At 65.9% G+C, this 22,052-nt stretch carries 22 protein-coding genes; 17 read left to right on the top strand and 5 right to left on the bottom strand.

Annotated features, from left to right (window positions below):
* The first annotated feature begins 83 nt into the window (after nt 1–83).
* The 9 genes from ACIQLF_RS03635 to ACIQLF_RS03675 all read left to right on the top strand — a co-directional run bounded on the left by ACIQLF_RS03635 (nt 84) and on the right by ACIQLF_RS03675 (nt 8,820).
* Entirely contained in the window at nt 84–989 is a 906-nt protein-coding gene (locus ACIQLF_RS03635) for a dihydrodipicolinate synthase family protein (RefSeq protein ID WP_400294407.1), read from the top strand.
* A 95-nt stretch (nt 990–1,084) separates the two neighbouring features.
* Nucleotides 1,085–2,086, top strand: coding sequence for a proline racemase family protein (locus ACIQLF_RS03640; protein ID WP_400294409.1), 1,002 nt, complete (start codon nt 1,085–1,087; stop codon nt 2,084–2,086).
* The gene (locus tag ACIQLF_RS03645; protein WP_400294411.1) at nt 2,083–3,036 is read left to right on the top strand and encodes an ornithine cyclodeaminase family protein; all 954 of its coding nucleotides are present in this window, start codon (nt 2,083–2,085) and stop codon (nt 3,034–3,036) included. The genes ACIQLF_RS03640 and ACIQLF_RS03645 overlap by 4 nt, the downstream gene beginning before the upstream one ends.
* Nucleotides 3,037–3,065: 29 nt before the next feature.
* The gene (locus ACIQLF_RS03650; protein ID WP_400294413.1) at nt 3,066–3,776 is read left to right on the top strand and encodes a GntR family transcriptional regulator; all 711 of its coding nucleotides are present in this window, start codon (nt 3,066–3,068) and stop codon (nt 3,774–3,776) included.
* Nucleotides 3,777–3,784: 8 nt separating this feature from the next.
* Nucleotides 3,785–4,966: an NAD(P)/FAD-dependent oxidoreductase gene (locus ACIQLF_RS03655; RefSeq protein WP_400294415.1), complete on the top strand. Its 1,182-nt coding sequence runs from the start codon at nt 3,785–3,787 to the stop codon at nt 4,964–4,966.
* On the top strand, nt 4,963–5,229 hold the full coding sequence (locus ACIQLF_RS03660; RefSeq protein ID WP_400294417.1) for a (2Fe-2S)-binding protein: 267 nt from the start codon (nt 4,963–4,965) through the stop codon (nt 5,227–5,229). Before ACIQLF_RS03655 ends, ACIQLF_RS03660 begins: the two co-directional genes overlap by 4 nt.
* A complete protein-coding gene (locus tag ACIQLF_RS03665) occupies nt 5,226–6,677 on the top strand; it encodes an FAD-dependent oxidoreductase (RefSeq protein WP_400294419.1) in 1,452 nt (483 codons plus the stop codon). Before ACIQLF_RS03660 ends, ACIQLF_RS03665 begins: the two co-directional genes overlap by 4 nt.
* Before the next feature lie 74 nt (nt 6,678–6,751).
* Nucleotides 6,752–8,218, top strand: coding sequence for an aldehyde dehydrogenase (NADP(+)) (locus tag ACIQLF_RS03670; RefSeq protein WP_400295027.1), 1,467 nt, complete (start codon nt 6,752–6,754; stop codon nt 8,216–8,218).
* A 191-nt stretch (nt 8,219–8,409) separates the two neighbouring features.
* A complete protein-coding gene (locus ACIQLF_RS03675; protein ID WP_400294421.1) occupies nt 8,410–8,820 on the top strand; it encodes a hypothetical protein in 411 nt (136 codons plus the stop codon).
* Here ACIQLF_RS03675 and ACIQLF_RS03680 read toward each other — a convergent pair.
* The gene (locus tag ACIQLF_RS03680) at nt 8,817–9,845 is read right to left on the bottom strand and encodes a PQQ-dependent sugar dehydrogenase (protein ID WP_400294423.1); all 1,029 of its coding nucleotides are present in this window, start codon (nt 9,843–9,845) and stop codon (nt 8,817–8,819) included. The genes ACIQLF_RS03675 and ACIQLF_RS03680 overlap by 4 nt on opposite strands.
* Nucleotides 9,846–10,096: 251 nt before the next feature.
* Between ACIQLF_RS03680 and ACIQLF_RS03685 the strand changes: the two genes are divergently transcribed.
* Together ACIQLF_RS03685 and ACIQLF_RS03690 are read left to right on the top strand one after the other, a co-directional pair.
* The gene (locus ACIQLF_RS03685; protein WP_400294425.1) at nt 10,097–10,435 is read left to right on the top strand and encodes a bifunctional 3-phenylpropionate/cinnamic acid dioxygenase ferredoxin subunit; all 339 of its coding nucleotides are present in this window, start codon (nt 10,097–10,099) and stop codon (nt 10,433–10,435) included.
* Nucleotides 10,436–10,526: 91 nt separating this feature from the next.
* A complete protein-coding gene (locus ACIQLF_RS03690; protein WP_400294427.1) occupies nt 10,527–11,738 on the top strand; it encodes an NAD(P)/FAD-dependent oxidoreductase in 1,212 nt (403 codons plus the stop codon).
* A 27-nt stretch (nt 11,739–11,765) separates the two neighbouring features.
* Here ACIQLF_RS03690 and ACIQLF_RS03695 read toward each other — a convergent pair whose 3' ends face one another.
* Entirely contained in the window at nt 11,766–12,647 is an 882-nt protein-coding gene (locus tag ACIQLF_RS03695; RefSeq protein ID WP_400294428.1) for a hypothetical protein, read from the bottom strand.
* Between the two features lie 207 nt (nt 12,648–12,854).
* On the opposite strand from ACIQLF_RS03695, the gene ACIQLF_RS03700 reads away from it, so the two are divergent.
* The 3 genes from ACIQLF_RS03700 to ACIQLF_RS03710 all read left to right on the top strand — a co-directional run bounded on the left by ACIQLF_RS03700 (nt 12,855) and on the right by ACIQLF_RS03710 (nt 15,289).
* Nucleotides 12,855–14,111, top strand: coding sequence for an MFS transporter (locus ACIQLF_RS03700; RefSeq protein ID WP_400294430.1), 1,257 nt, complete (start codon nt 12,855–12,857; stop codon nt 14,109–14,111).
* Between the two features lie 109 nt (nt 14,112–14,220).
* Nucleotides 14,221–14,676, top strand: coding sequence for a DedA family protein (locus tag ACIQLF_RS03705; protein WP_400294432.1), 456 nt, complete (start codon nt 14,221–14,223; stop codon nt 14,674–14,676).
* 118 nt (nt 14,677–14,794) lie between these two features.
* On the top strand, nt 14,795–15,289 hold the full coding sequence (locus tag ACIQLF_RS03710) for an Lrp/AsnC family transcriptional regulator (protein WP_387527852.1): 495 nt from the start codon (nt 14,795–14,797) through the stop codon (nt 15,287–15,289).
* A gap of 31 nt (nt 15,290–15,320) precedes the next feature.
* Here the strand turns inward: ACIQLF_RS03710 and ACIQLF_RS03715 are convergent, their stop codons facing one another.
* Nucleotides 15,321–16,778 carry a GuaB1 family IMP dehydrogenase-related protein gene (locus ACIQLF_RS03715; protein ID WP_400294434.1) on the bottom strand — a complete coding sequence of 486 codons (1,458 nt, stop codon included), beginning with the start codon at nt 16,776–16,778 and terminating at the stop codon, nt 15,321–15,323.
* 241 nt (nt 16,779–17,019) lie between these two features.
* Here ACIQLF_RS03715 and ACIQLF_RS03720 point away from each other — a divergent pair, with 241 nt between their 5' ends.
* From ACIQLF_RS03720 to ACIQLF_RS03730, 3 genes are all read left to right on the top strand, one after another.
* Complete coding sequence (locus ACIQLF_RS03720; RefSeq protein ID WP_400295030.1) at nt 17,020–17,313, top strand: DUF1540 domain-containing protein; 294 nt, start codon at nt 17,020–17,022, stop codon at nt 17,311–17,313.
* A gap of 466 nt (nt 17,314–17,779) precedes the next feature.
* Complete coding sequence (locus ACIQLF_RS03725; RefSeq protein ID WP_400294436.1) at nt 17,780–18,997, top strand: NRAMP family divalent metal transporter; 1,218 nt, start codon at nt 17,780–17,782, stop codon at nt 18,995–18,997.
* Between the two features lie 59 nt (nt 18,998–19,056).
* Nucleotides 19,057–19,875, top strand: a complete 819-nt coding sequence (locus ACIQLF_RS03730; RefSeq protein ID WP_400294438.1) for a putative hydro-lyase — start codon at nt 19,057–19,059, stop codon at nt 19,873–19,875.
* 82 nt (nt 19,876–19,957) lie between these two features.
* Here ACIQLF_RS03730 and ACIQLF_RS03735 read toward each other — a convergent pair whose 3' ends face one another.
* Entirely contained in the window at nt 19,958–20,947 is a 990-nt protein-coding gene (locus ACIQLF_RS03735) for an adenosine deaminase (RefSeq protein ID WP_400294440.1), read from the bottom strand.
* Nucleotides 20,944–21,933 carry a nucleoside hydrolase gene (locus ACIQLF_RS03740; protein WP_400294442.1) on the bottom strand — a complete coding sequence of 330 codons (990 nt, stop codon included), beginning with the start codon at nt 21,931–21,933 and terminating at the stop codon, nt 20,944–20,946. Before ACIQLF_RS03740 ends, ACIQLF_RS03735 begins: the two co-directional genes overlap by 4 nt.
* Nucleotides 21,934–22,052 lie beyond the last annotated feature (119 nt).

Raw genomic sequence — 22,052 nt, forward strand, 5'->3', positions numbered from 1 at the left:
TGAAAGTGATGTACGGCATGGAGTCGAAAGCATCGCCCACAACTTTGCAAAACATTGAAAAGTCCCCTTGAAAGGAACACAACATGAGCACCACTAAGAAGCCTTGGCACGGAGTTATCGTCGCATCGGCGCTGCAGTTCAAGGACGACTACTCGGTCGACTACGAAGCATTCGCAGACCACGTTCGCTTCCTTGCCAGCAGCGGTTGCGACGGCATCGCCCCGAACGGTTCGCTTGGTGAATACCAGACCCTGTCCGACGAAGAGCGCGCCAAGGTCATCGAGACCGCCGTTGCCGCCGCTCCGGAGGGCTTCGTAGTCATGGCCGGCGTTGGCGCCTACGGCGGACTGCAGACCCAGAAGTGGGCCCAGCAGGCCAAGAATGCCGGCGCACACGCCATCATGTGCCTGCCGCCGAACACCTACCGCGCCACCGACGACGAGGTTGTCGAGCACTTCCGCCTCGCCGCCTCCGCCGGCCTGCCGGTTGTTGCCTACAACAACCCGATCGACACCAAGGTCGACCTGACCCCGGCCCTGGTTGCACGCCTGTTCCACGAAGGCCTGATCGTCGGCATCAAGGAATTCACCGGCGATCCGCGCCGTGCCTACGAAATCAAGGAATTGGCTCCGGGCATGGATATCCTCATCGGCACCGATGACACCGTCCTGGAAATGGGCCTCGCCGGCGCCGTTGGATGGGTTGCCGGTTACCCGAACGCCATCCCGCACGCAACCGTCGAGCTCTACCGCCTGGCAACCTCCGGCAACCTGTCGGACCTGGAGCGCGCCCGCGAGATCTACCGCGACTTGCACTCGCTGCTGCGTTGGGACACCAAGACCGAGTTCGTCCAGTCGATCAAGCTCTCGATGGACGTCGTCGGCCTCAACGGCGGCGTATGCCGTCCGCCGCGTGGCCCGCTGACCGACGCCGTGCGCGCCGCAGTCATCGCAGACACCGAGGCTGCAGTGGCCAAGGGTTACAAGTAACCTCGAAACTGCATAGCCGTTGGCCGGCCCCGTGGACACGGGGCCGGCCAACGGCGGCACCGCAATCAACGACGATTCACCAGAGAGCTTTCACCATGCGCACCAACAGGATCTTCCACGCAGTGGATTCCCACACCGAAGGCATGCCCACCCGCGTCATCACCGGCGGCATCGGCACCATTCCCGGAGACACCATGGCGGAACGCCGCCTCTGGTTCATGGAGCACAGTGACTGGATCCGCACCCTGTTGATGTGCGAACCGCGCGGACACGCCTCGATGAGCGGCGCGATCCTGCAGCCCTCCACGCGTCCCGACGCGGACTTCGGCGTCCTGTACATCGAGGTCTCCGGACTGCTTCCGATGTGCGGACACGGCACCATCGGCGTCGCCACCGTGCTGGTGGAAACCGGCATGGTCGAGGTCCACGAACCGGTCACCACCGTGCGCCTGGACACCCCCGCCGGCCTGGTCATCGCCGAGGTCGCCGTCAAGGACGGCCAGGCGGAATCCGTGACCATCCGCAACGTGCCTTCCTACAGCGACCGCCTGGACGCATCGGTCGAGGTCCCGGGCTACGGCACCGTGAACTACGACCTGGCCTTCGGCGGAAACTTCTACGCGGTCGTCGAGCTCGACGACCTGGGCCTTCCGTTCGAACGCGAACGCAAGGACGACCTGATCACCGCCGGCCTGGCCATCATGGACGCCATCAACGCGGCCGACGAGCCAGTGCACCGCGAACGCGACGACATCCGCGGCGTCCACCACGTCTACCTCAAGGCCCCCGGCTCCACCGCCGAGCACTCCCGCCACGCCATGGCCATCTACCCGGGCTGGTTCGACCGCTCGCCGTGCGGCACCGGCACCAGCGCCCGCATGGCCCAGCTCCACGCCCGCGGCGAACTGGCCTTGGACACCGACTTCATCAACGAGTCCTACATCGGCTCGCAATTCACCGGCCGCCTGGTCGAGGAAACCACCGTCGGCGGACTGCCCGCCGTCATCCCCACCGTGACCGGACGGGCCTGGCTGACCGGCACCGCCCAGTACTTCCTTGACCCGAGCGACCCATTCCCGGAGGGATTCCTGCTGTGAAGCTGCCATATTTCGACGCCGCCGAGGTTCGCGCCTCGCTTCCCTTCGACCGCGCCATCGGTGCCATCGAGGACGCGCTGCGCGGCCAGACGGATCCGGAAATCGACGGGCCGCGCATCTTTGCGCCGGCGCCCGACGGCGAATTCCTGCTGATGCCGGCCATCGGCCAGGGCTACACCGGACTCAAGGTCGCGACCATCGCCCCGCTGAACCCGGCCAAGGGCGGGGAAAAGATCCAGGGCGTCTATCTGCTCTTCGGTTCCTCGAACCTCACGCCCATCGCCTCGATGGACGGCGCCGAACTCACGGCCATCCGCACCCCGGCGGCGACCCTGACCGCGGTCAAGAACATCGCCGACGCACCGGGCGACAGCCCGTTCACCCGGACCCCCAAGGTCCTGGTCTTCGGCGCCGGCATCCAGGCCGTCAACCACATCCGTGCGGCCAAGGCGGTCTTCCCCGAGGGCAGCTTCGCCGTGGTGGGCCAGCGCGCCGAGCGCATCCAGGCACTGATCGAACAGTTGGCCACCGAGGACATCACCGTCACCCGCGGAAGCGTCCAGGACGTGCCGAACGCGGACGTGATCCTGTGCGTGACCTCCTCGCCGACCCCGCTCTTCGACGGATCGCTGCCGGCCGACCACGCAATCATCGCCTCGGTGGGACAGCACGGTCTTGATGCCCGCGAGGTCGACGAGACGCTCGTCAAGCGCTCCGAGGTCGTCGTCGAGGGACGCGCATCCTCCTGGCGCGAAAGCGGGGACCTGATCCCCGCGCGCAGCGTCGAGGAGTGGAAAGAGATCAACCCGCTGAACCTCAAGGACCTCGTCAACGGCAAATTCAGCCGCGTCCCGGGCAAGCCGACACTTTACACGGGTGTGGGCATGGCATGGGAAGACTTGGTTTCCGCCGCAGTGGTGTATGAAGATCACAGGAGTAAAAACGCGTGAGCGCACCTGTGGAAATCGGAGAACATAGCATGATCGGCAATTCAAGGTTCACCATTGAAAAACTAGACCGCCAGATGAGCCTGCGCGAAACCGTCACCGAACGGCTTCGCACCTCGATCATCTCGGGCGACCTGGTGGAAGGCGAGCTGTACTCGGCACCGAGCCTCGGCGCAGCCTTCGGCGTGTCCGCGACCCCCGTGCGCGAGGCCATGATGGACCTCGTCCGCGAGGGCCTGGTGGAGACGGTGAAGAACAAGGGATTCCGGATCACCGGCATGACCGATGCCGAGCTGCAGGAAATCGCCGAGATCCGCCTGCTCATCGAGCCGGAGGCGACCAAGCGCGCCCTGGCCTCGATCCCGGCCGAAAGCATCCCCGAACTGCGGGCGTTGGCCGACACCATCGTGCGCAAGGCCATGGACAAGGACGCCGACGGCTACCTCGCCGCCGACCGCGAGTTCCACGCCCGGCTGCTGAGCTTCGCCGGCAACAAGCAGCTCGTGGAACTTGCCACCTCGCTGCGCCTGCGCACCCGGATGTACGGGCTGAAGTCCCTGATGGACAACCACCAGCTCGACGGCTCGGCCCAGGAACACCACGAAATGATCGACTGCGTGGAACGCGGCGACGGCGAGGCCATCCACGACCTGATGGTCCGCCACATCAGCCACGCACGCGGGCTGTGGAACACCGGCACCCCGGAACAAGAAACAGCTGCGCCAGAGCAGCGAACCCAGTAGGAGTAATCATGAATGCGCCCAGCGACGTCATCGTCATTGGTGCCGGAGTAATCGGTTCGGCGATTGCATACTTCGCCACCAAGCAAGGACTCTCCGTCACCGTGCTGGAGCGCGGACTGCCCGCCAGCGGAACCAGTTCCGCCTGCGAGGGCAACATCCTGGTCTCCGACAAGGAACTCGGCCCGGAGCTCGAGCTGACCAAGTTCTCCCTGGACACCTGGCGCGGAGACCTGGCCGAGCACGCCTCGCACTGGGAATTCGAGTCCAAGGGCGGCATCATCGTCGCCTCGCGCGAATCCTCGCTTGCCTCGCTGGACCGCCTGACCAAGGCACAGGCCGAGTACGGGATCGACGTCGAACGCGTCGACATCCCGCGGCTGCGCGAATTCGAGCCAAACGTTTCCCCCGACGCGCTGGGCGCCGCCTGGTACCCGGACGACTGCCAGGTCCAGCCGATGCTGGTCGCCGGGCACCTGCTCAAGCTGGCCCGCGCCGCCGGAGCCAAGGTCGTGACCCACACTATGGTCACCGGCTTCGTGCGCTCCGGCGATGCCGTCACCGGAGTCAAGACCGACCGCGGAGAATTCCACGCCCCGGCGGTCGTCAACGCCGCGGGCAGCTGGTCCGAGGACATCGCGGCGCTGGCCGGGGTCAACGTGCCGGTGAAGCCCCGCAAGGGATTCGTCATGGTCACCGAACCGCTGCCTCCGATGGTGCACCACAAGGTGTACGCGGCCGAGTACGTGGACAACGTGGGCAGCTCCGATGCCGGCCTGCAGTCCTCGCCGGTGGTCGAGGGCACCCCGGCAGGCTCCATCCTGATCGGCTCCTCCCGCGAGCGCGTCGGCTTCGACCGCAGCGTCAACACCGACGCCCTGCGCCAGATGGCCGCCAACGCCATCGCGCTCTTCCCGTTCCTGGAGAAGACGCGCATCATCCGCCACTACCACGGCTTCCGCCCCTACTGCCCGGACCACCTGCCGGTCATCGGGCACGACCCGCGCGCACCGGGCCTCTGGCACGCCAGCGGCTACGAGGGCGCCGGCATCGGCCTGTCCGCGGGCACCGGAAAGCTCGTGGCCCAGGCGCTGGCCGGGCTCACCCCCGACATGTCCCTGGCGCCCTTCGCCCCCGAACGCTTCGGCGAATTCACCCCTGCAACCAAAATCCCACAGGAGTCGGCAGCATGAGCACCACCCCGCGGCGGATCACCGTGACACTCAACGCCACCGAGGTGACGGCCGACGCCGGCCAGAGCGTCGGCGCGGTCCTGATGGGCGAGGGCATCAAGGCCTGGCGCACCACCCGCAACGAGGGCAAGCCACGCGGCCTCTTCTGCGGCATCGGCGCCTGCTACGACTGCCTGATCACCGTCGACGGCCAACCCAACCAGCGCGCCTGCATGGTTCAGGCGTGCGACTCCATGACCATTGAAGGGGACTTCGACGCATGAACTCCCACGAGGAATTTGCCTTCGACGTAGCCGTCATCGGCGCGGGCCCGGCGGGCCTGGCCGCGGCCGTTGCCGCGGCCGAACGCGGCGCCAAGGTCGTCGTGCTGGATGCCGGCGCCCAGCCCGGCGGCCAGTTCTGGCGCCACCGCCCCGAGTCGGTCATTCCCGAGCCCGACGGCCACGGCCACCACGGCTGGAAGACCTACCTGGACCTGCGCGCGCGCTTCGACGCCGCAGCATCCCGCGGACTGCTGCGCTACCTGCCCAATACCCAGGTGTGGATGACCGAACGCGAGGACGCCGGCCGCTTCGTGCTGCGCCTGACCCCCGCCACCGGCACCGTGATCGAGGCCGCGACCGTCCGCGCCGACAAGCTCGTCTCCTGCACTGGCGGCTACGACCGCCAGCTGCCGCTGCCCGGCTGGGAACTGCCCGGCGTCATGGCAGCCGGCGGAATCCAGGCGTTCATCAAGGCCAACGGCACCCTGCCGGGCAAGCGCTTTGTGGTCGCCGGGACCGGTCCCTTCCTGCTTCCGGTGGCGGCAAACATCGCCGAGGCCGGCGGCAAGGTCGTCGCCGTGTGCGAATCCGCATCGCTGGCCAACTGGCTCCCGCACCTGGGCGCCGCAAGCGGCGTTCCGGGCAAGGCGCTGGAGGGCGCGGAGTACGCGGGCGTCTTCGCCAAGCACCGCATCCGCTACCGCACCCGCACGGTCGTCACCGAGGTGCTGGGGGAGAGCAGCGCCTCCTCGGTGCGCATCGCCAAGGTCGATGCCGACGGCGCCGTCATCGCGGGCACCGAACAGCTGCTCCAGGACGTCGACGTCGTCGGCTTCGGCTGGGGCTTCACCCCGCAGATCGAACTTGCCGTTGCACTGGGCGCCGAGACGCGCATCGACGCCGACGGCTCGCTGGTCTGCGTCGTCGACGGCCGGCAGGCCTCCAACGTGCCGGGCCTCTACCTGGCCGGCGAAGTGACCGGCGTCGGCGGGGCCGTGCTGGCCGTGGCCGAGGGCCTTGTCGCCGGGGCCGCCGCGGCCACCCGCGAGCAGCCAACAGCCGGAACCGCGCGGCAGATCCAGCGCCACCGGAAGTTCGCCGGGGCCATGCACCAGGCGCACCCCGTTCCCGAAAAGTGGGACGACCTGCTCACCGACGACACCCTGGTGTGCCGGTGCGAGGAGGTCAGCCACGGCGAGGTCGTGCACGCCCGCGACGAGCTGGGCGCCACGGACGCGCGCACCATGAAGTCCTTCACCCGCACCGGCATGGGCTGGTGCCAGGGCAAGGTCTGCGGCTTCGCCGTCTCCTGCCTGTCCACCAAGGGGGCCGCCGATGCCGGGGCCGAACAGGCATCGCTGGCGGCCTTCGCCAAGCGCCCCGTCGCTGCCCCGCTGACCCTGGGCGAGATCAGCGCCCTGGACTCCCGCCAGCCCCTGGACTCCTGACCACCCACCCAAGATTTCGACCCGCGAACCACCACGCGGGCCACCACCGTCTTCCCCGTGAAAGGACCAACCCCATCATGACGACCACCATCACCGTCACCCCGACGACAGCCACCGAGCTCGAGGAAATCCTCGTCGCAGCCCAGCAGGCAGCGGCCCCGTGGGCAGCCCTGCGCCCGTCCGAGCGCGCCGACGTGCTGGACACCGTCGCGAACGCCCTTGACGCGGCGGCCGGCACCCTCATCCCGATCGCCATGGCGGAGACCAACCTGCCGCAGGCCCGCCTGACCGGCGAGCTCAAGCGCACCACCTTCCAGCTGCGCATCTTCGGCGAGGTGCTGCGCGACGGCGCCTACCTGGACGCCCGCATCGACCCCGCCGACGCGCAGTGGCCGATGGGCGCACCCCGCCCGGACCTGCGCCGCGTGCTCGAGCCCATGGGCCCGGTCGTCGTCTTCGCCGCCAGCAACTTCCCGTTCGCCTTCTCCGTGGCAGGCGGCGACACCGCCTCCGCATGGGCCGCCGGCAACCCCGTCATCCTCAAGGCACACTCCGGCCACCCGGAACTCTCCATCGCCACGGCAAACGCCATCGCCGAGGCCCTGGCTTCCGCCGGCGTCCCGGCCGGCGTCTTCGCCCTAGTCATGGGCACCGAGGCCGGCGCCACCGCGCTGAAGGACTCGCGCGTCAAGGCGGCGGGCTTCACCGGCTCGATCCCCGGCGGCCGCGCCCTCTTCGACATGGCCAACGCCCGCCCGGAGCCGATCCCGTTCTACGGCGAGCTCGGCAGCAACAACCCCGTCTTCGTCACCGCCGCAGCGGCGGCCGAGCGCGGAGCCGCGATCGCCGGCGAATTCGTCGCATCCTTCACCATGGGCGCCGGACAGTTCTGCACCAAGCCGGGCACGATCTTCGTCCCGCGCGGTTCGGAGATCGTCGAGACCCTGCGCGCCACCGAGCTTCCGGCAGCCGCCGCGCTGCTCAACGGCCGCATCCAGGCCGGCTACGTCGAGGTGCTTGAGGCGCTGCAGGGCCACGAGAAGGTCCAGGTCCTGGCCCAGGGTTCGGACCCGCTGGCCGATCCGCCAAGCCCGACCCTGCTGCTCACCAGCGCCGAGGACCTGCTGGCACACCCCGAGTCCCTGCAGACCGAGTGCTTCGGCCCGACCGCACTGGTCGTCGAGTACACGGACGAAGCCGAACTCGTCGCGCTGGCCGAAAGCTTCGAGGGCCAGCTGACCGCGACCCTCGTGGGCACCGAAAACTGCGAGGTCACGGAGCTGATCGAGGTGCTTTCCCGCAAGGCGGGCCGCGTGCTCTGGAACCAGTGGCCGACCGGCGTCTCGGTGACCTACGCGCAGCAGCACGGCGGCCCGTACCCGGCAACCACCTCGGTGGGCAGCACCTCCGTGGGCACCGCCGCGATCTCCCGCTTCCTGCGCCCGGTCGCCTACCAGGGCTTCCCGCAGGCATTGCTTCCCGAGGCGCTGCAGGATGCCAACCCGCTGAACGTGCCGCAGATGGTCAACGGCAAGCGCTAACAGCCCGACTTCAACGGCCCCGGCGGAAGAACCCATCTTGGGTTCTTCCGCCGGGGCCGCTGTTTTTTCGGGGCAGCTTGCCCGGGTGCATCGGCAAACGTGCCGGCCAACAAGATCGCCGACCCGCTTACGTTGCGTGGCGTTTGCGGAAACCACCTTCCGTAGCCGGTCACAAGCCATATCATGTAGCTGTGCGTGAAATCCTTGCGGCGATCGGGCCTGCACTCGAACTTTTTGGCTGGATCGCACTGTTCGGTGCCATCGGGTTTTTTGTGGTGGCGCGGGTTTCCCGTCGCAGCCAGCAAAATTGGCGGGAGGCACCCTGCGAAGTCACCGAGCTCGAGGGCCAGGAATGCCTGGTTTGGACCAGCGCCGACGGCACCGCCCACAGCCGGGCGCTCGATGAATTGGAACCGGCTCCGTCCGGCAACCCCGATCGGGTGTACTACAAGGTCTCGGCACCCCAGAAGATCCAGATCGAGGAACCCCGCTCCCACGTGCGGTTCATGTTGGTCCTGGCCTGGACCATGCTGGGCCTGTGGGCGTTGTGCAATGTCGTTCCGCTGGTCCTGCACCAAATGATGATTTCCGAACCCTCCTAGCCCTGGCCCTGAGCGGGCAGCGAGAGCGATATGACCCGCGAGCTTTCGCCCTCGTTGGTGGCGATCCACAGCTCGGAATCGGAGACGACGAGCACGTCGCGCAAGCGGCCCTGCCCCTTGAGGACCACGCGGGCATCGGGCAGGGTGCCTCTCGACGCAGGCTCGCCCGCCGGGAGGCCCAGCCTCCAGAGCAGTTCCCCGCGCAGGCATGCCACGTAGGCGGCGCCGCCCGCGATCGCCAAGGCGCTCGGCGAAGCGTCGGCCGTCGACTTCCACACATGAACCGCGTCGATGAACTCTTCCCTGTGGGGTGCGCCCGTCACTTGCGGCCAACCGTAGTTGCCGCCCGGGGCCACCAGGTTCAATTCGTCGTTCTTGTCCGGCCCCAGCTCGCTGGCCCACAACCGACGCGATTTGTTCCAGGCAAGCCCCTGTACGTTCCGGTGGCCGTACGAGTAGACGGGCGATCCGGTAAACGGGTTGCCGACCGGAATGCTGCCGTCGGGATTCAGGCGCAGGATTTTCCCGTTCAGCCGGGCGGGATCCTGGGCCGCCGCGGAATCCGTTGCGTCCCCGGTGCCCACGTACAACAGCCCGTCGGGCCCGAACTTGATCCGCCCGCCGTTGTGGATGCTGGCCCGTGGAATGCCGGAGACGACGGGTTGGGGCTCCCCGAGCCCGTCCGGGCCCAACTCGAATCGAAGCACGCGGTTGTCGGCTCGGGTGCTCGTGTACGCATACAGCCACTCGCGGTCGCCGTCCTGCAAGGTTTCCAGTCCCAGCAGGCCGCCCTCGCCGCCCGGGACAACACCGGGCACCTTCGCAAAGGTCTCCAGCTTCCCGTCGCGGGTGAGGAGCCTGACCAGCGCCGTGTCGCGCTCGGAAACCAGGGTCCCGCCGTCGCTGCGCCGGGCCATCGACCACGGGGTCGACAGGCTGCTGGCCACCACCACCGGGCGGTTCACGGGTTCCGGTGAATTCGGGCTGGGCTTGAGCGGGTCCGAACACGAGGACAATGCGGCCATCGTTCCAGCCCCGGCCAAGAGCAGAAAAGACCGCCGACCCACACCGATTGGCATTCCGGGCTGCACCGCCGTCATGGTCAGAGTTTAGGTCGAAGTTCCGCGTCCTTCCAGAGCAAGCCGCGACTTCGACGCTTTGAGCGATCAGGCTTTGGGTCTGGCGGGCATTGCACGGGATGATGGAGTCACATGTATTGAGTTCTTATCTCCCCGTGCGGTCCGCGGCGGCGATGACACCACCAGGAGGCACCCTCATGAGCGAAGCCATCAACATCGGTTCCGTCGACAGCATCGACGAAGGCGAAGCCATCGTCATTCCCGCCGAAGAGAACGGCACCAAGGACGACATCGCGGTGTTCCACGCCGAGGACGGCAACTTCTACGCCATCAACGACGAATGCACGCACGAGACCGCCTCGCTTGCCGACGGCTGGATCGAAGGCACCGAGGTCGAATGCCCCGTGCACGCGGCAAAGTTCTGCCTCAAGTCCGGCGCAGCGCTTTGCCTGCCGGCCACCGTTGCCGCACGCACCCACAAGATCGAGGTCGAAGACGGCGAGCTGATGCTTTACCCGGACACCCCGGCCGTCTAAGGCGCTTTTCGATCACGTCAAAGCCGCACGCATCACCGCCCGCGCAGGTCTGCGGACCACCACCCAAGCAGAAGGACATACGTCCCACACCATGAACGTTGAATCGATCCTGATCATTGGCGGGGGCCTGTCCGGTTTCACCGTGGCACAGAACCTGCGCAACCGCGGCTTTGACGGCAGCATCGGCATCATCGACCCTGCGGGGATCCCCTACGACCGCCCTCCGCTGAGCAAGGCCTACCTGCTGGGAACCAAGGACGCAGAGGGCATCGAGCTGGCCCCCCGCTCGTGGTACGCCGAGCACCGGGTGGACATCATCACCGGCGCCGCAGCAGAGCTGCTGCTGGACCCCCTGGGCGTGCTGCTGGAGGACGGCAGTCGGGTGCATGCCGATCGCCTGGTGCTTGCCACCGGCGGTTCGGCCCGGCCGCTGCCCATCGAGGGCGGGGAACTGGACTCGATGTTGGCGCTGCGCAACCGTGACGACGCCGACGTGCTGCGCGGCAAGCTACGCCCCGGCGTCCACCTGGCCATCGTGGGCGCGGGTCTCATCGGCGCCGAGGTCGCCTCGGCGGCCCTTGAACTCGGCGCCCGCGTGACGCTGATCGACCCGATCGACCCGCCCCTGGTGCCGGCCGTGGGCCCCGAACTGGCCCGCCGCCTGCATGACATGCACGCCACCGCGGACATCGACACCGTCCAGGGCACCCCCGTGCGGATCTCCCTTTCGGAGGGCGGGCACCTCATTGAGCTGTCCGACGGACGGAAAATCGGCAGCGACGAGGTGCTTGTCGGAATCGGCATCGTGCCCAACAGCTCGCTGGCGGCAGCGGCGGGCATCAAGACCGACAACGGCGTGATCGTCGACCGGAACCAGCGCACCAGCCACCCAAACATTTACGCCGTGGGCGACCTGGCGCGCACACAAACCGATGCCGGCGAACTGCTGCGCCGCGGCGAGCACTGGGAACACGCGATGAACACCGGTGCCACGGCGGCGGCGGCGCTGCTCGACCAGGAACCGCCGCTGCACGGGGCGTCGTGGTTCTGGTCCGACAGGCACGGAGTCCACGTCGAGGGCGTGGGCGAGATGAACGCTGAAGGACACACGGTGCTGCGCCTCGTCGACGGCGAGCCCGTTGCGGCGTTCCGCCTCGATGCAGGGGGACGCATGCTCGGTGCGGCAGCCATCGACGGAGGGCTGACCATCCGGGCGGCCCGGCGCATCATCGACAAGGGCATCGTCGTGGACGCGGAGGCCCTGGCAGATCCCTCGGTTCCGCTGAAAAAACTGGCCCGCTAGCAGGACACGCCGGGAGTGGCCGTCGCCCTAGACCGTGGCGGATCGTCCTGGGGTGTCCGGGCCCAGCCCGGACACCGTCTCCAAGGCCGAATCGGTGCCCAGCTCGGCGCGTTCCCCCGGGTGTTGCAGGTAGTGCGCCAGCGTGCGGAGCAACGCGTCCGGGTTTGCCGCGAGTTCATGGACCTGGATCAGCAATCCGCTGAGTCCCTTGGAGGCCCCTGACGACGGAGTGCCTGCTTTGCTGTCTTCCTTGCAGGTGACAAGAATCCAGGCAGGTCCGCGCTTGCCCAGGGGCTGTCGCCGCGGGGGATCGGCGGCCTCGACGGACGACACGTCGTTCCAGTAGATTTCGTGCATGCCCCGTGAGCCGTAAAGCACGATGCGGCTGCGCGTGAGGTAGACGCCGGGGTCCTGGGCCGTCGCGGCAATCCGGGCCATCCGCAACCCGCGGAACATCAGGAAAATCCCGCAACCGATCAAGGCAATGCCCATCAGCACGATCAGGAACAACGGGCTGTAGTCGTGCAGGAACAAAAGCCGGGCGCTGAGGGCGACGCTTGCCACCAACACCACGACGGATAGCCCAACCACCAGCGCGGCCAGGATGGCCGAGCTCCTGAAGATCGGGAACCACGTGGCTGCCCGCTGGCCGGTGCTGGTTTCGACGGCGGCGGTTTCCACGGGGCTGTCATGGGCAGAGCGCCGGAATGCAGAAACCACGCCGAGCAGAAGGGCTGCGGCGCTTGCAAGCAACGCCGTCGAAAGCGCTGCCTTTCCGTGGACAACGGCGTAGGCACCCGCCGCACCCAGGAAGATGACCAGCAAGAAGGTCGCCAACAAATGGTGAGCAAGATTCCAGCCGTGGTGTCTGGGTCTCCACACCAACGGTCCGAATCCCGATTCGCTCATATCGTTAGCCTAATCCGGGGATCCTCCAAATGGAGAAATCTTCCTCACTTTTCCGCTTTGCAAGTCGCTGATTCATTTAGAACTCGTTTACGATGAACGCATTATGGAATCAATGCGTAAACGTGCAAAATTGGTCACTTGGCTGCTTATCGGCGCTTTGGTCGTGGGTGCCGGTGCAGGCCTGCTCTCGGGATTGGTCTAGTGCAGATGGATGACAGTTTGACAGGCACGCTACCGGAAGCGCTGCAAGCACCCACCAAGAAGGTCTCCCGCAGGTGGATCACTTCGGTGGTGCTGGTCAACCTGGGCATCAACATTGTCATCTTTGCGCCATTGAATGTCCTGCTCGGGTTGCAGGCGACTGCCATCGACGCAGGGAGCAAGGAAGCAATCCTTTCATTGGTGACGGCCTGCGGTGCGGCCGTGGCGCTTGTATCAAACCCGCTCTTCGGGGCCCTGTCGGACCGCACCGTTTCCAAAATGGGACGCCGCTCTCCATGGATCCTTGCCGGTGCCATTCTTGGTGCCGCCTCGCTGCTCATGCTCTCCGGTGCCACGACGGTGGGGCTGATGCTCATCGGCTGGTGCGCATTGCAGGCTTCGGTCAACGCGGCATATTCGACGGTGACCGCCGCGGTTCCCGACCGTGTTCCAGCGGCCAATCGTGGTTCCGTTGGCGGATTGGCCGCCATGGGCCAGACGGTCGGCATCCTTCTCGGCGCAGTGGTTGGATTCGTGATTTCGGGCAACGTCGCCGTCGGCTACGTCATCTGCGCCGTGGCACTGGTTGTTTCGGTCGTTCCCTATGTGCTGCGGCCGAATGATCCGCAGCTGCCCAAGGAATACAGGTCGCCGTTCAAATTGGGCGAATTCGTCAAGAGTTTCTGGATCAACCCGGTCAAGCACCCGGACTTCGGATGGGCCTGGCTGACCCGCTTGATGATGAACACCGGCAACCAAATGACCATCGTTTATTTGCTGTTTTACCTCACCGATGTGGTCCGCCACCCGGACCCGGCCGGTGGCGTCCTTGTGTTGACTGGTACATATGCCGTCATGGTGATCATTAGTGCCGTGATTTTCGGGCCGATGAGCGACAAGAGCGGCAAACGCAAGGTCTACGTTATTTTCTCTTCGATCGTGGTTGCCTGTTCGGCCCTGATCATCGCCGTTTTCCAGACTTTCCCGGGCGCGGTTGCGGGCGCTGCGGTTCTCGGTTTGGGCTTCGGTGCCTACCTGGCCGTCGACTTCGCCTTGCTGACCCAGGTTTTGCCATCCTCGCGTGCGAGGGCCAAGGACATGGGTGTCATCAATATCGCGAATTCACTGCCACAGGTCATTGCCCCGGCACTGGCGTTCTTTGCGGTGACGGTCATCGGAAGCTATTCGGCGTTGTTTGTAGTTGCGGCCTGCATCGGGCTGGTCGGCGCGTTTCTCGTGCGGAACATCCGTTCGGTTCCTTAACGGGACCGTCCGCAACCGACCAGTGGACTGCGCCGAACAATCGCGTGTGCGCTGGATGTCAGATGGCTCACCAAACGCCCCAATGGATGCAACGCACCGCTAGGCTTTGATGATGGATTGGTTACGGGATGCGCCCTTCGGTTGGGCTTATGCATTTCTTTTCCTGTTGGCCATGGCGCGGGCCAACACCACCTATTGGCTCGGTCGAGGCATCGCCGCGGGCGTGAAACACACAAGATTCCAGCATCTGATGACGGGTCCGATCTACCAGCGGGCCGAACGATTCATCCAAAGATGGGGGATCTTCGCCATCCCGCTCTCCTTCATGACGGTGGGAATCCAGACCGCGGTCAATGCCAGCGCCGGAGTGGCCCGCATGCCCCTGTCCAGGTACATCCCCTCGGTCATCATCGGGTGCCTCATCTGGGCCACCATATATTCCACCGTGGGAATGGCTGTCATCTATGCATGGATCGCCTTGGGGTGGCAATGGATCGTCGCAGGTGCACTGGTCGTGGCCATCGTGACCTTCGCCTGGATCCGCTACCGGCGGCAAGACGGCTAACCACCTCAACAACCGCGCGTTCCAAGCCATTTTTGCTGCGGCGCGTTGGGGTATATTGCGAATTTTCATCGGTACTATCGATGGAAACAGGAAATGCTTGCGAAAGTCGGGTAGCTCGGTGGCAATTACGGCAAAGAATTTTCGACCGACCAATCCGGTCGAACTGGACGACATCGACCGGGGATTGCTGCGGATGCTCACCGAAAATGCGCGCCGCACCAACAACTCGCTGGCCGAAGAGCTGGGCATAGCCCCTTCGACGTGCCTTGCACGGCTCAATGCCCTGCGCTCGGCCGGGGTGATCCGGCGTTTCACCCTGGAAATCGACCCGGTCGTCCTGGGCCACGCGCTCGAGGCGCTGATCTTCGTGAAGATCCGCCCGGGCGCCCGACACCTGATGTCGACCTTCGCCGAGGAAATGCGGGCCAAGCCGGGTGTCACCCAGCTCTTTTTCCTGGGCGGTGCCGACGACTTCCTGATCCATGTGGCGGTGCGGGACTCCAACGACGTGCGTCAGTTTGTGCTCGACAACCTCTCCGCCAACCCCGCCGTGGCAACCACCCAGACGTCGCTTGTGTTCGAGCACAGCCAGGGCGCAGTGCCCTGGCTGTGACCCGCGGCTTGGTAAATCGGCCGGACCGGCCTCACCACGAGGTGTCGCGCGGGCGTCCCTCGTCGTAGCCGGCGGCCGACTGGATGCCCACGATCACGCGTTCCCGGAACTCCGCAATCGACGAGGCCCCTGCGTAGCTGAACGATGAGCGCACCCCGGAAATGATCGAATCGATCAGGTCCTCCACGCCGGGACGTTGCGGGTCGAGATACATCCGGGAGTGCGATATGCCTTCCTCGAACAACGCGGCCCGTGCCCGGTCGTAGGCGGACTGGTGCCGGGTGCGCTGCTGGACGGCGCGCGCCGAAGCCATGCCGAAGCTTTCCTTGTAGAGCCGGCCTTGCCCGTCGCTGGCCAGGTCGCCCGCGGATTCGTAGGTCCCGGCAAACCAGGAGCCGATCATGACGGAGGCCGCGCCTGCGGCCAGCGCCAGGGCGACATCGCGCGGGTACTTCACGCCGCCGTCCGCCCAGACTTCGGCGCCGAGCTCCTGCGCCGCAGTGGTGCACTCGAGGACCGCCGAGAACTGCGGGCGGCCCACGCCCGTCATCATGCGCGTGGTGCACATGGCTCCCGGCCCCACCCCGACCTTCAGGATGTCAGCGCCGGCGGCCACCAGGTCCCGGGTGCCTGCCGCCGAAACGACGTTTCCAGCGGCCACGGGAATCCTGCGTCCCGTCCGCTGGGCAAATTCATCGCGGGCGGCAACGACCTGCGGAAGCGCCTCGATCATCTTTTCTTGGTGCCCGTGCGCGGTGTCGACGACGATGACGTCAACGCCGGCCTCCAGTAAAGCGGTGGTCTTGGCCCTGACCTCGCCGTTGATGCCCACCGCCGCACCGACCATGAGTCGCCCGGCCGGGTCGAGAGCGGGGGCATACATGGAGGAACGCAATACGCCCTTGCGGGTGAGCACTCCTGCCAGGTTCTCCCCGTCCAGCACCGGTACCATGCCCAGATGCCGCGAGCTCAGCGTCTCAAAAACCGAATCCAGGTCCGCATCCTTGGAAACCGTGACGATTTCAGAGGTCATGACCTGTTGGACGGGGGTGAACCGGTCGACCTCCAAGCAGTCCTTCTCCGCAATGATTCCAACGGGTCGGTGCCCGTCCAGTACGACCGCCGCGCCGTGTGAACGTTTGCCCAGCAACGCCAGTGCGCTGGAAACGCTGTCGCCGACCTTGACGGTGATCGGGGTTTCAAACACCGTGTGGGCGCGCTTGATCTTGGAGACCATGTCTTGAAGCGCCTCCAAGGAAATATCCTGGGGCAGGATGGTGATTCCACCGCGGCGGGCAACGGTCTCGGCCATGCGCTTGCCGGCCACCGCCGTCATGTTGGAAACCACCAGGGGAATTGACGTTCCCACCTGGTCCGGGGTGATCAGATCCACCGAGGTTCGCGAAACCACTGCGGAGCGCGAGGGCACCATGAAGGTGTCGCTGTAGGTGAGGTCGTGCGTTGGCTGGATGTCATTGAGAAATTTCACTCGATCAGGCTACAGCCAATAGGGGGTACACCTGTGACTGGCGTCACGCATCGTGACGGGGTGTCGCAGGGTAAGGGCATGAATGGTTGGGCAAGTGAGGCCGTGAGGAAGTCTTGGGCCCAAGACCTCGGGGGTGGAATTAGGGCCGAAAACCAGCACTAATTTGATTGGCCATTCCGGGCGTATGGTGGGTGAAGAGCGGCTCGAATACCGCGTGGCTGCCAATCTTTGGGAGAGCATTATGGCCGTTTCTGTCCCCGTCGCCGAGTGCGCCGTCGCAAATTGTTCGTTCAATGACCATTCGCATTGCGGTGCTGCAGGAATCACCATCGGCGGCAACGCCGACCACGCGCAGTGTGCCACGTTTATCGATACCGGAGTCCATGGCGGTCTGCCGAAGGTCTTGGCCTCCGTTGGTGCCTGTCAGCGCATCGAATGCTCCCACAATGAGCACCTCATGTGCGCCGCCACCGAGGTTCGGGTTGGTCCCGGCGCAGACAACGCCGACTGCCTGACCTACGAGCACAAGTTCTAGGCTCCGCAAAGACAAAATGCCGCCGGCATGAACCCTGTGGAATCAACGGGTTCATGCCGGCGGCATTTGCCGTTTGGGCTATTTGGCTCCGACGCTCGACGGTTGCCCCCTGGTAGTGCGGGGCAACGCCATCAGCCTTGCATCGGTTCCCGGGCGTCGTATTCGTTGACGTCTAGGCCCCCGTGGCGCCGTCATTGCCGCCAGGCGGGTGGCTGCCTGACGCAGCTGGTTCCGTGACCTTCGTGTTGCCGAGACCGTGGTGGAGGTTTGGCATGCGACCAAGTGTTGTCTCCTGTGGGCCTGAGCGATTCAATGAGAGGAAGATGGCCTCCAAGCATTGTGGGCGCACCCGAATTGCCTCAATTGTTGAACAACCCTCTTGCCATGATTGTTCAACAACATGTAATGTACCTTTCATTGCTCCCCACTTGTGACAGCTGTCACCCGCACCCCGATGGATGGAATCATGGCGACTCCCAGCACTAAACCGAAGCTCAGCACTTCAGCCCGGCGCACAGCGATGCTCGGCGCCATGTTCCTCATGGCGACCAGCGCCATCGGCCCGGGCTTCATCACCCAGACCACTGAATTCACCGTCCGGATCGGGGCTTCGTTCGCCTTCGCCATCGTGGTGTCGATCCTGGTGGACATCGCCGTCCAGCTGAACGTCTGGCGCATCATCGGCGTCTCGGGACTTCGCGCCCAGGAGCTGGGCAACAAGGTCCTTCCCGGCATCGGCTGGGTCCTGGCGGCCCTGGTCTTCGTCGGCGGCCTGGTCTTCAACATCGGCAACATCGCCGGAACCGGCCTGGGCATCAACGCCATGATGGGGCTCGACCCCAAGATCGGCGGCATCATTTCCGCCGTCGTGGCTATCCTGATCTTCCTCTCCAAGCGTGCCGGCATGGCCCTGGACAAGATCGTGGTCCTGCTCGGCGCAATCATGATCCTGCTGATGCTCTACGTGGCGATCGTCGCCGCGCCCCCGGTTGGCGAGGCCCTGAAGAACGCGGTCCTGCCGGAGCAGATCGACTTCCTGATCATCACCACGCTGATCGGCGGCACCGTCGGCGGCTACATCACCTACGCCGGCGCCCACCGCATGCTCGACTCCGGCGCGGCCGGTGTCGACAACATCAAGGACATCACCAGGACATCGATCCTGAGCATCATCGTCACCGGCATCATGCGCGTGCTGCTCTTCCTGGCCATTCTCGGCGTCGTTGCCGGCGGAGTCGTTTTGACCAGCAACAACAAGGCCGCCGAGGCCTTCGGCCACGCGGCCGGCGACATCGGCATGCGCTCCTTCGGCGTGATCCTGTGGGCTGCCGCCCTGACCTCCGTGATCGGCGCCGCGTACACCTCGGTTTCCTTCGTCACCAAGTCCACCACCCCGGAGCGCACCCGCAACCTGATCACCGTCGCGTTCATCTCGGTCTGCGCCGTCATCTACATGTTCCTGGGCCAGGCGCCGCAGACGCTGCTGATCTTCGCAGGCGCCTTCAACGGGCTGATCCTGCCCGTTGGCTTCGCGGTGCTGCTCTGGGTCGCCTGGCGACGCCGTGACCTGCTGCAGGGCTACGTCTACCCGAAGTGGCTGTTGCTGATCGGCGTGGTCACCTGGCTGCTGACCCTGTTCCTGGGTTGGAACTCGCTGGCGGGCCTCGCCAAGCTCTGGGCCTAACCCTGCCGGGGTTCCTCCCAAAGCCCCTCTCCCGCCATGCGTATTGAAAGGACATCCAGATGACGAACGCCGACGCACGCCCCGCCCGGCTTCCCGAAAACCGTGCAGGGCTTTCCCCGGCGCAGGCCCGCGAGCTCTTCCGCAACGGGCTGGTCGGCCCCACAGCCGGGTTTTCCCTGGGATATGCGCAGGCGAACCTGATCATCGTTCCCAAGGACCAGGCGTTCGACGTCCTACTCTTTGCCCAGCGCAACCCCAAGTCCTGCCCGATCCTGGGCGTGCTGGACGCGGGGGAGACCAGCGGGGAACTGCTGAAGGGCGGGGACATCCGCACGGATGTCCCGCAATACTTCGTCTACGAAAACGGCGTGAAGATCGCCGAGCCCACGGACCTGGCCGAGTACTGGCGCGACGACCTGGTGACGTTCATCGTGGGCTGCTCGTTCACGTTCGAGACGGCGCTGATGGAAGGCGGCATCAAGATCGCCCACATCGACCAGGGCGTGAACGTGCCCATGTTCAAGTCGAACATCCGCAGCGCCTCCGCCGGATCCATGAGCGGCCCCATGGTGGTTTCGATGCGCCCGATCCCCGCCTCGCAGGTGGCGGACGCGGTGCGCATCACCTCACGCTACCCGGCCGTCCACGGCGCTCCGGTGCACATCGGCAACCCGGAGGAACTGGGCATCACGGACCTGTCCAAGCCCGACTTCGGCGATCCCGTGGAGATCCCTGCAGGGCACATCCCGGTGTTCTGGGCCTGCGGGGTCACCCCGCAGGCGGCCGTCATGGAGTCCCGCCCGGCGTTGGCCATCGGCCATGCGCCCGGGCACATGCTCATCACCGACGCACGCGACAGCAACTACCTGGTGCCGTAGCGCCGACCGCATTCATACGTAAGCGCAAAGCAATGCCCGCCCGGTTCAACCGGGCGGGCATTGCTTTGCTTCTGGGGTGAATCTAGCGTGATTCCAGCCAGGCGGTCACTTCGCCGAGAAGCGCGGCCTTGGCAGGGGCTTCGAGGAAGGAAGCCTCGATCGAGTTCCTGGCCAGCACCGCCTGGTCCTCGCGGCTCAGGTCGAACTGCCCGATGACCGCGGCGAAATTCGCGTCCAGGTAGCCGCCGAAGTAGGCGGGGTCATCCGAGTGGATGGATACCTTCAGGCCCAGGTCCAGCATCTGCCGCAGCGGGTGGTGGGCGATGGTGTCCACCGCCCGCAGCCGCACATTCGAGAGCGGGCACACGGTCAGCGGCATCTGTTCGGCCACCAGCCGTTGTACCAGGGCAGGGTCCTCGAGGCAGCGGATTCCGTGATCGATGCGTTCGACCTTCAGCAGGTCAAGGGCCTGGACGATGTATTCGGCCGGGCCTTCCTCGCCGGCATGTGCCACGACGTGCAAACCGTTTTCACGGGCAAATGCGAAGACCTCCTGGAACAGGATCGGCGGGTAGCCGAGCTCCGAGGAATCCAACCCGATGCCGTCGATGGCGTGTTTCTCCTGCACCAGGGTGCGCAGGATCTCCATGGCGGATTCGGCGGGGGCATGGCGCCAGAAGCAGGCGATGAGCCGGTGCGTGATGCCCCAACGGTCCAGCCCCTCCTGAAGGCCCGCACGGATCCCGGCGATCACCTCGGTCAGCGTCAGGCCGCGCTCGAGATGGGCCTGTGGGTCGAAGAACAACTCAACGTGCCGCACACCCGATTCGTGGGCGCGCAGCAGGTAGTCGGTGGTGATCTCCTGGAAGTCCGCGGCGGTGCGCAGCACCGCCATGTTCGCATAGAACAGGTCAAGGAAGGACTGCAGGTTGCTGAAGCTGTACTGCGCGCGCAGCTCCTCCAGCGAAGGCCACGGCAACTCGATGTTGTTTTGCCCGGCCAGGCGCAGGATGGTCTCGGGCTCCAGCGTCCCTTCCAGATGTATGTGCAGTTCGGCGACAGGCAATTTCACGGGCGGGCCACTGACGGCGCATCGGCCAGCGCCAGGGTGCCGCGCATGATCTCCTCGATGGCGCCTTCCCCGGCTTCCAACACCACGCGGCAGCGCGCGCCGGACGGCTTGGGGTAGCCCTTGTAGCGTCCGCGCAGGTCGCAGATGGTCTGCCCGCGTCCGGGGCCGTCGGTGGCATCCACGACCACGCGTGCATGCGGGGCGGACGTTGCCTGCACCAGGCCGATGGCGATGGCGGCGGCCAGCGGATCGTGCATGACCGAGCAGCGGCGGCCGAAGACGCCCTTGTAGAAATCGAAGTAGTAGCCGAGCATCGACCCGACGGCCTGCACCGCCGGGGATTCGCTGGCCTTCAGGCGATCAAGGTCGGCTTCCTCGAGCACATGGTTCATCGTCACGTCCAGCGGGACCAGGACGATCTCCCAGTCCGCGGCAAAGACCTCCGCGGCGGCTTCAGGGTCGTTGTGGATGTTGGCCTCGGCGGCCGCGGTGATGTTGCCCGGGGCCATGGCGGCGCCGCCCATGATGGTGAGCTCGCGGACAAGGCCCGGAAGCTCCGGGTCCAGGCGCAGCGCCGCGGCGATGTTGGTCAGCGGGCCGATGGCGATGACACGCAGCTCACCCCGGTGCTCCCGGGCCAGCCGCACCAGCATCTCGGGTGCCGACTCGGGCGCCAGTTCCAGGCCCGCGTCGGGCAGCTCGACCTCGCCGATGCCGTTCTGGCCGTGGACGTGGGGCGCGCCGCCGCCGTAGGGACGTGCCTGCGCGTCGTGGTGGCCCAGGGCCACCGGGACATGCCCGTGTCCGGCCAGCGCCAAGAGGTTCTGGGTGTTGGTCGCGCCCTGCAGCGCATCCGTGTTGCCGCTGACCGAGCCGACGCCCACGAGGTTCGCCCCGGCTCCGAGCAGGTAGGCCAGCGCCAAGGCATCGTCGATCCCGGTGTCGCAATCGAGGAAAACGGGGGCGTTGTCGGGGGTGGCGTTCATGCTGGAATCCTTGGCTTTGGCGTGCGAGTTGGCTACAAGGATACCTGCCATGCTCCGGGGAACCGGTGTTGTCCCCCGTTGGTGGTCCCGGTGGAAGGGGCGTTTCCGGATCCGGGTTC

It is taken from the genome of Paeniglutamicibacter sp. NPDC091659, from assembly GCF_044756805.1.
Taxonomy (GTDB): domain Bacteria; phylum Actinomycetota; class Actinomycetes; order Actinomycetales; family Micrococcaceae; genus Paeniglutamicibacter.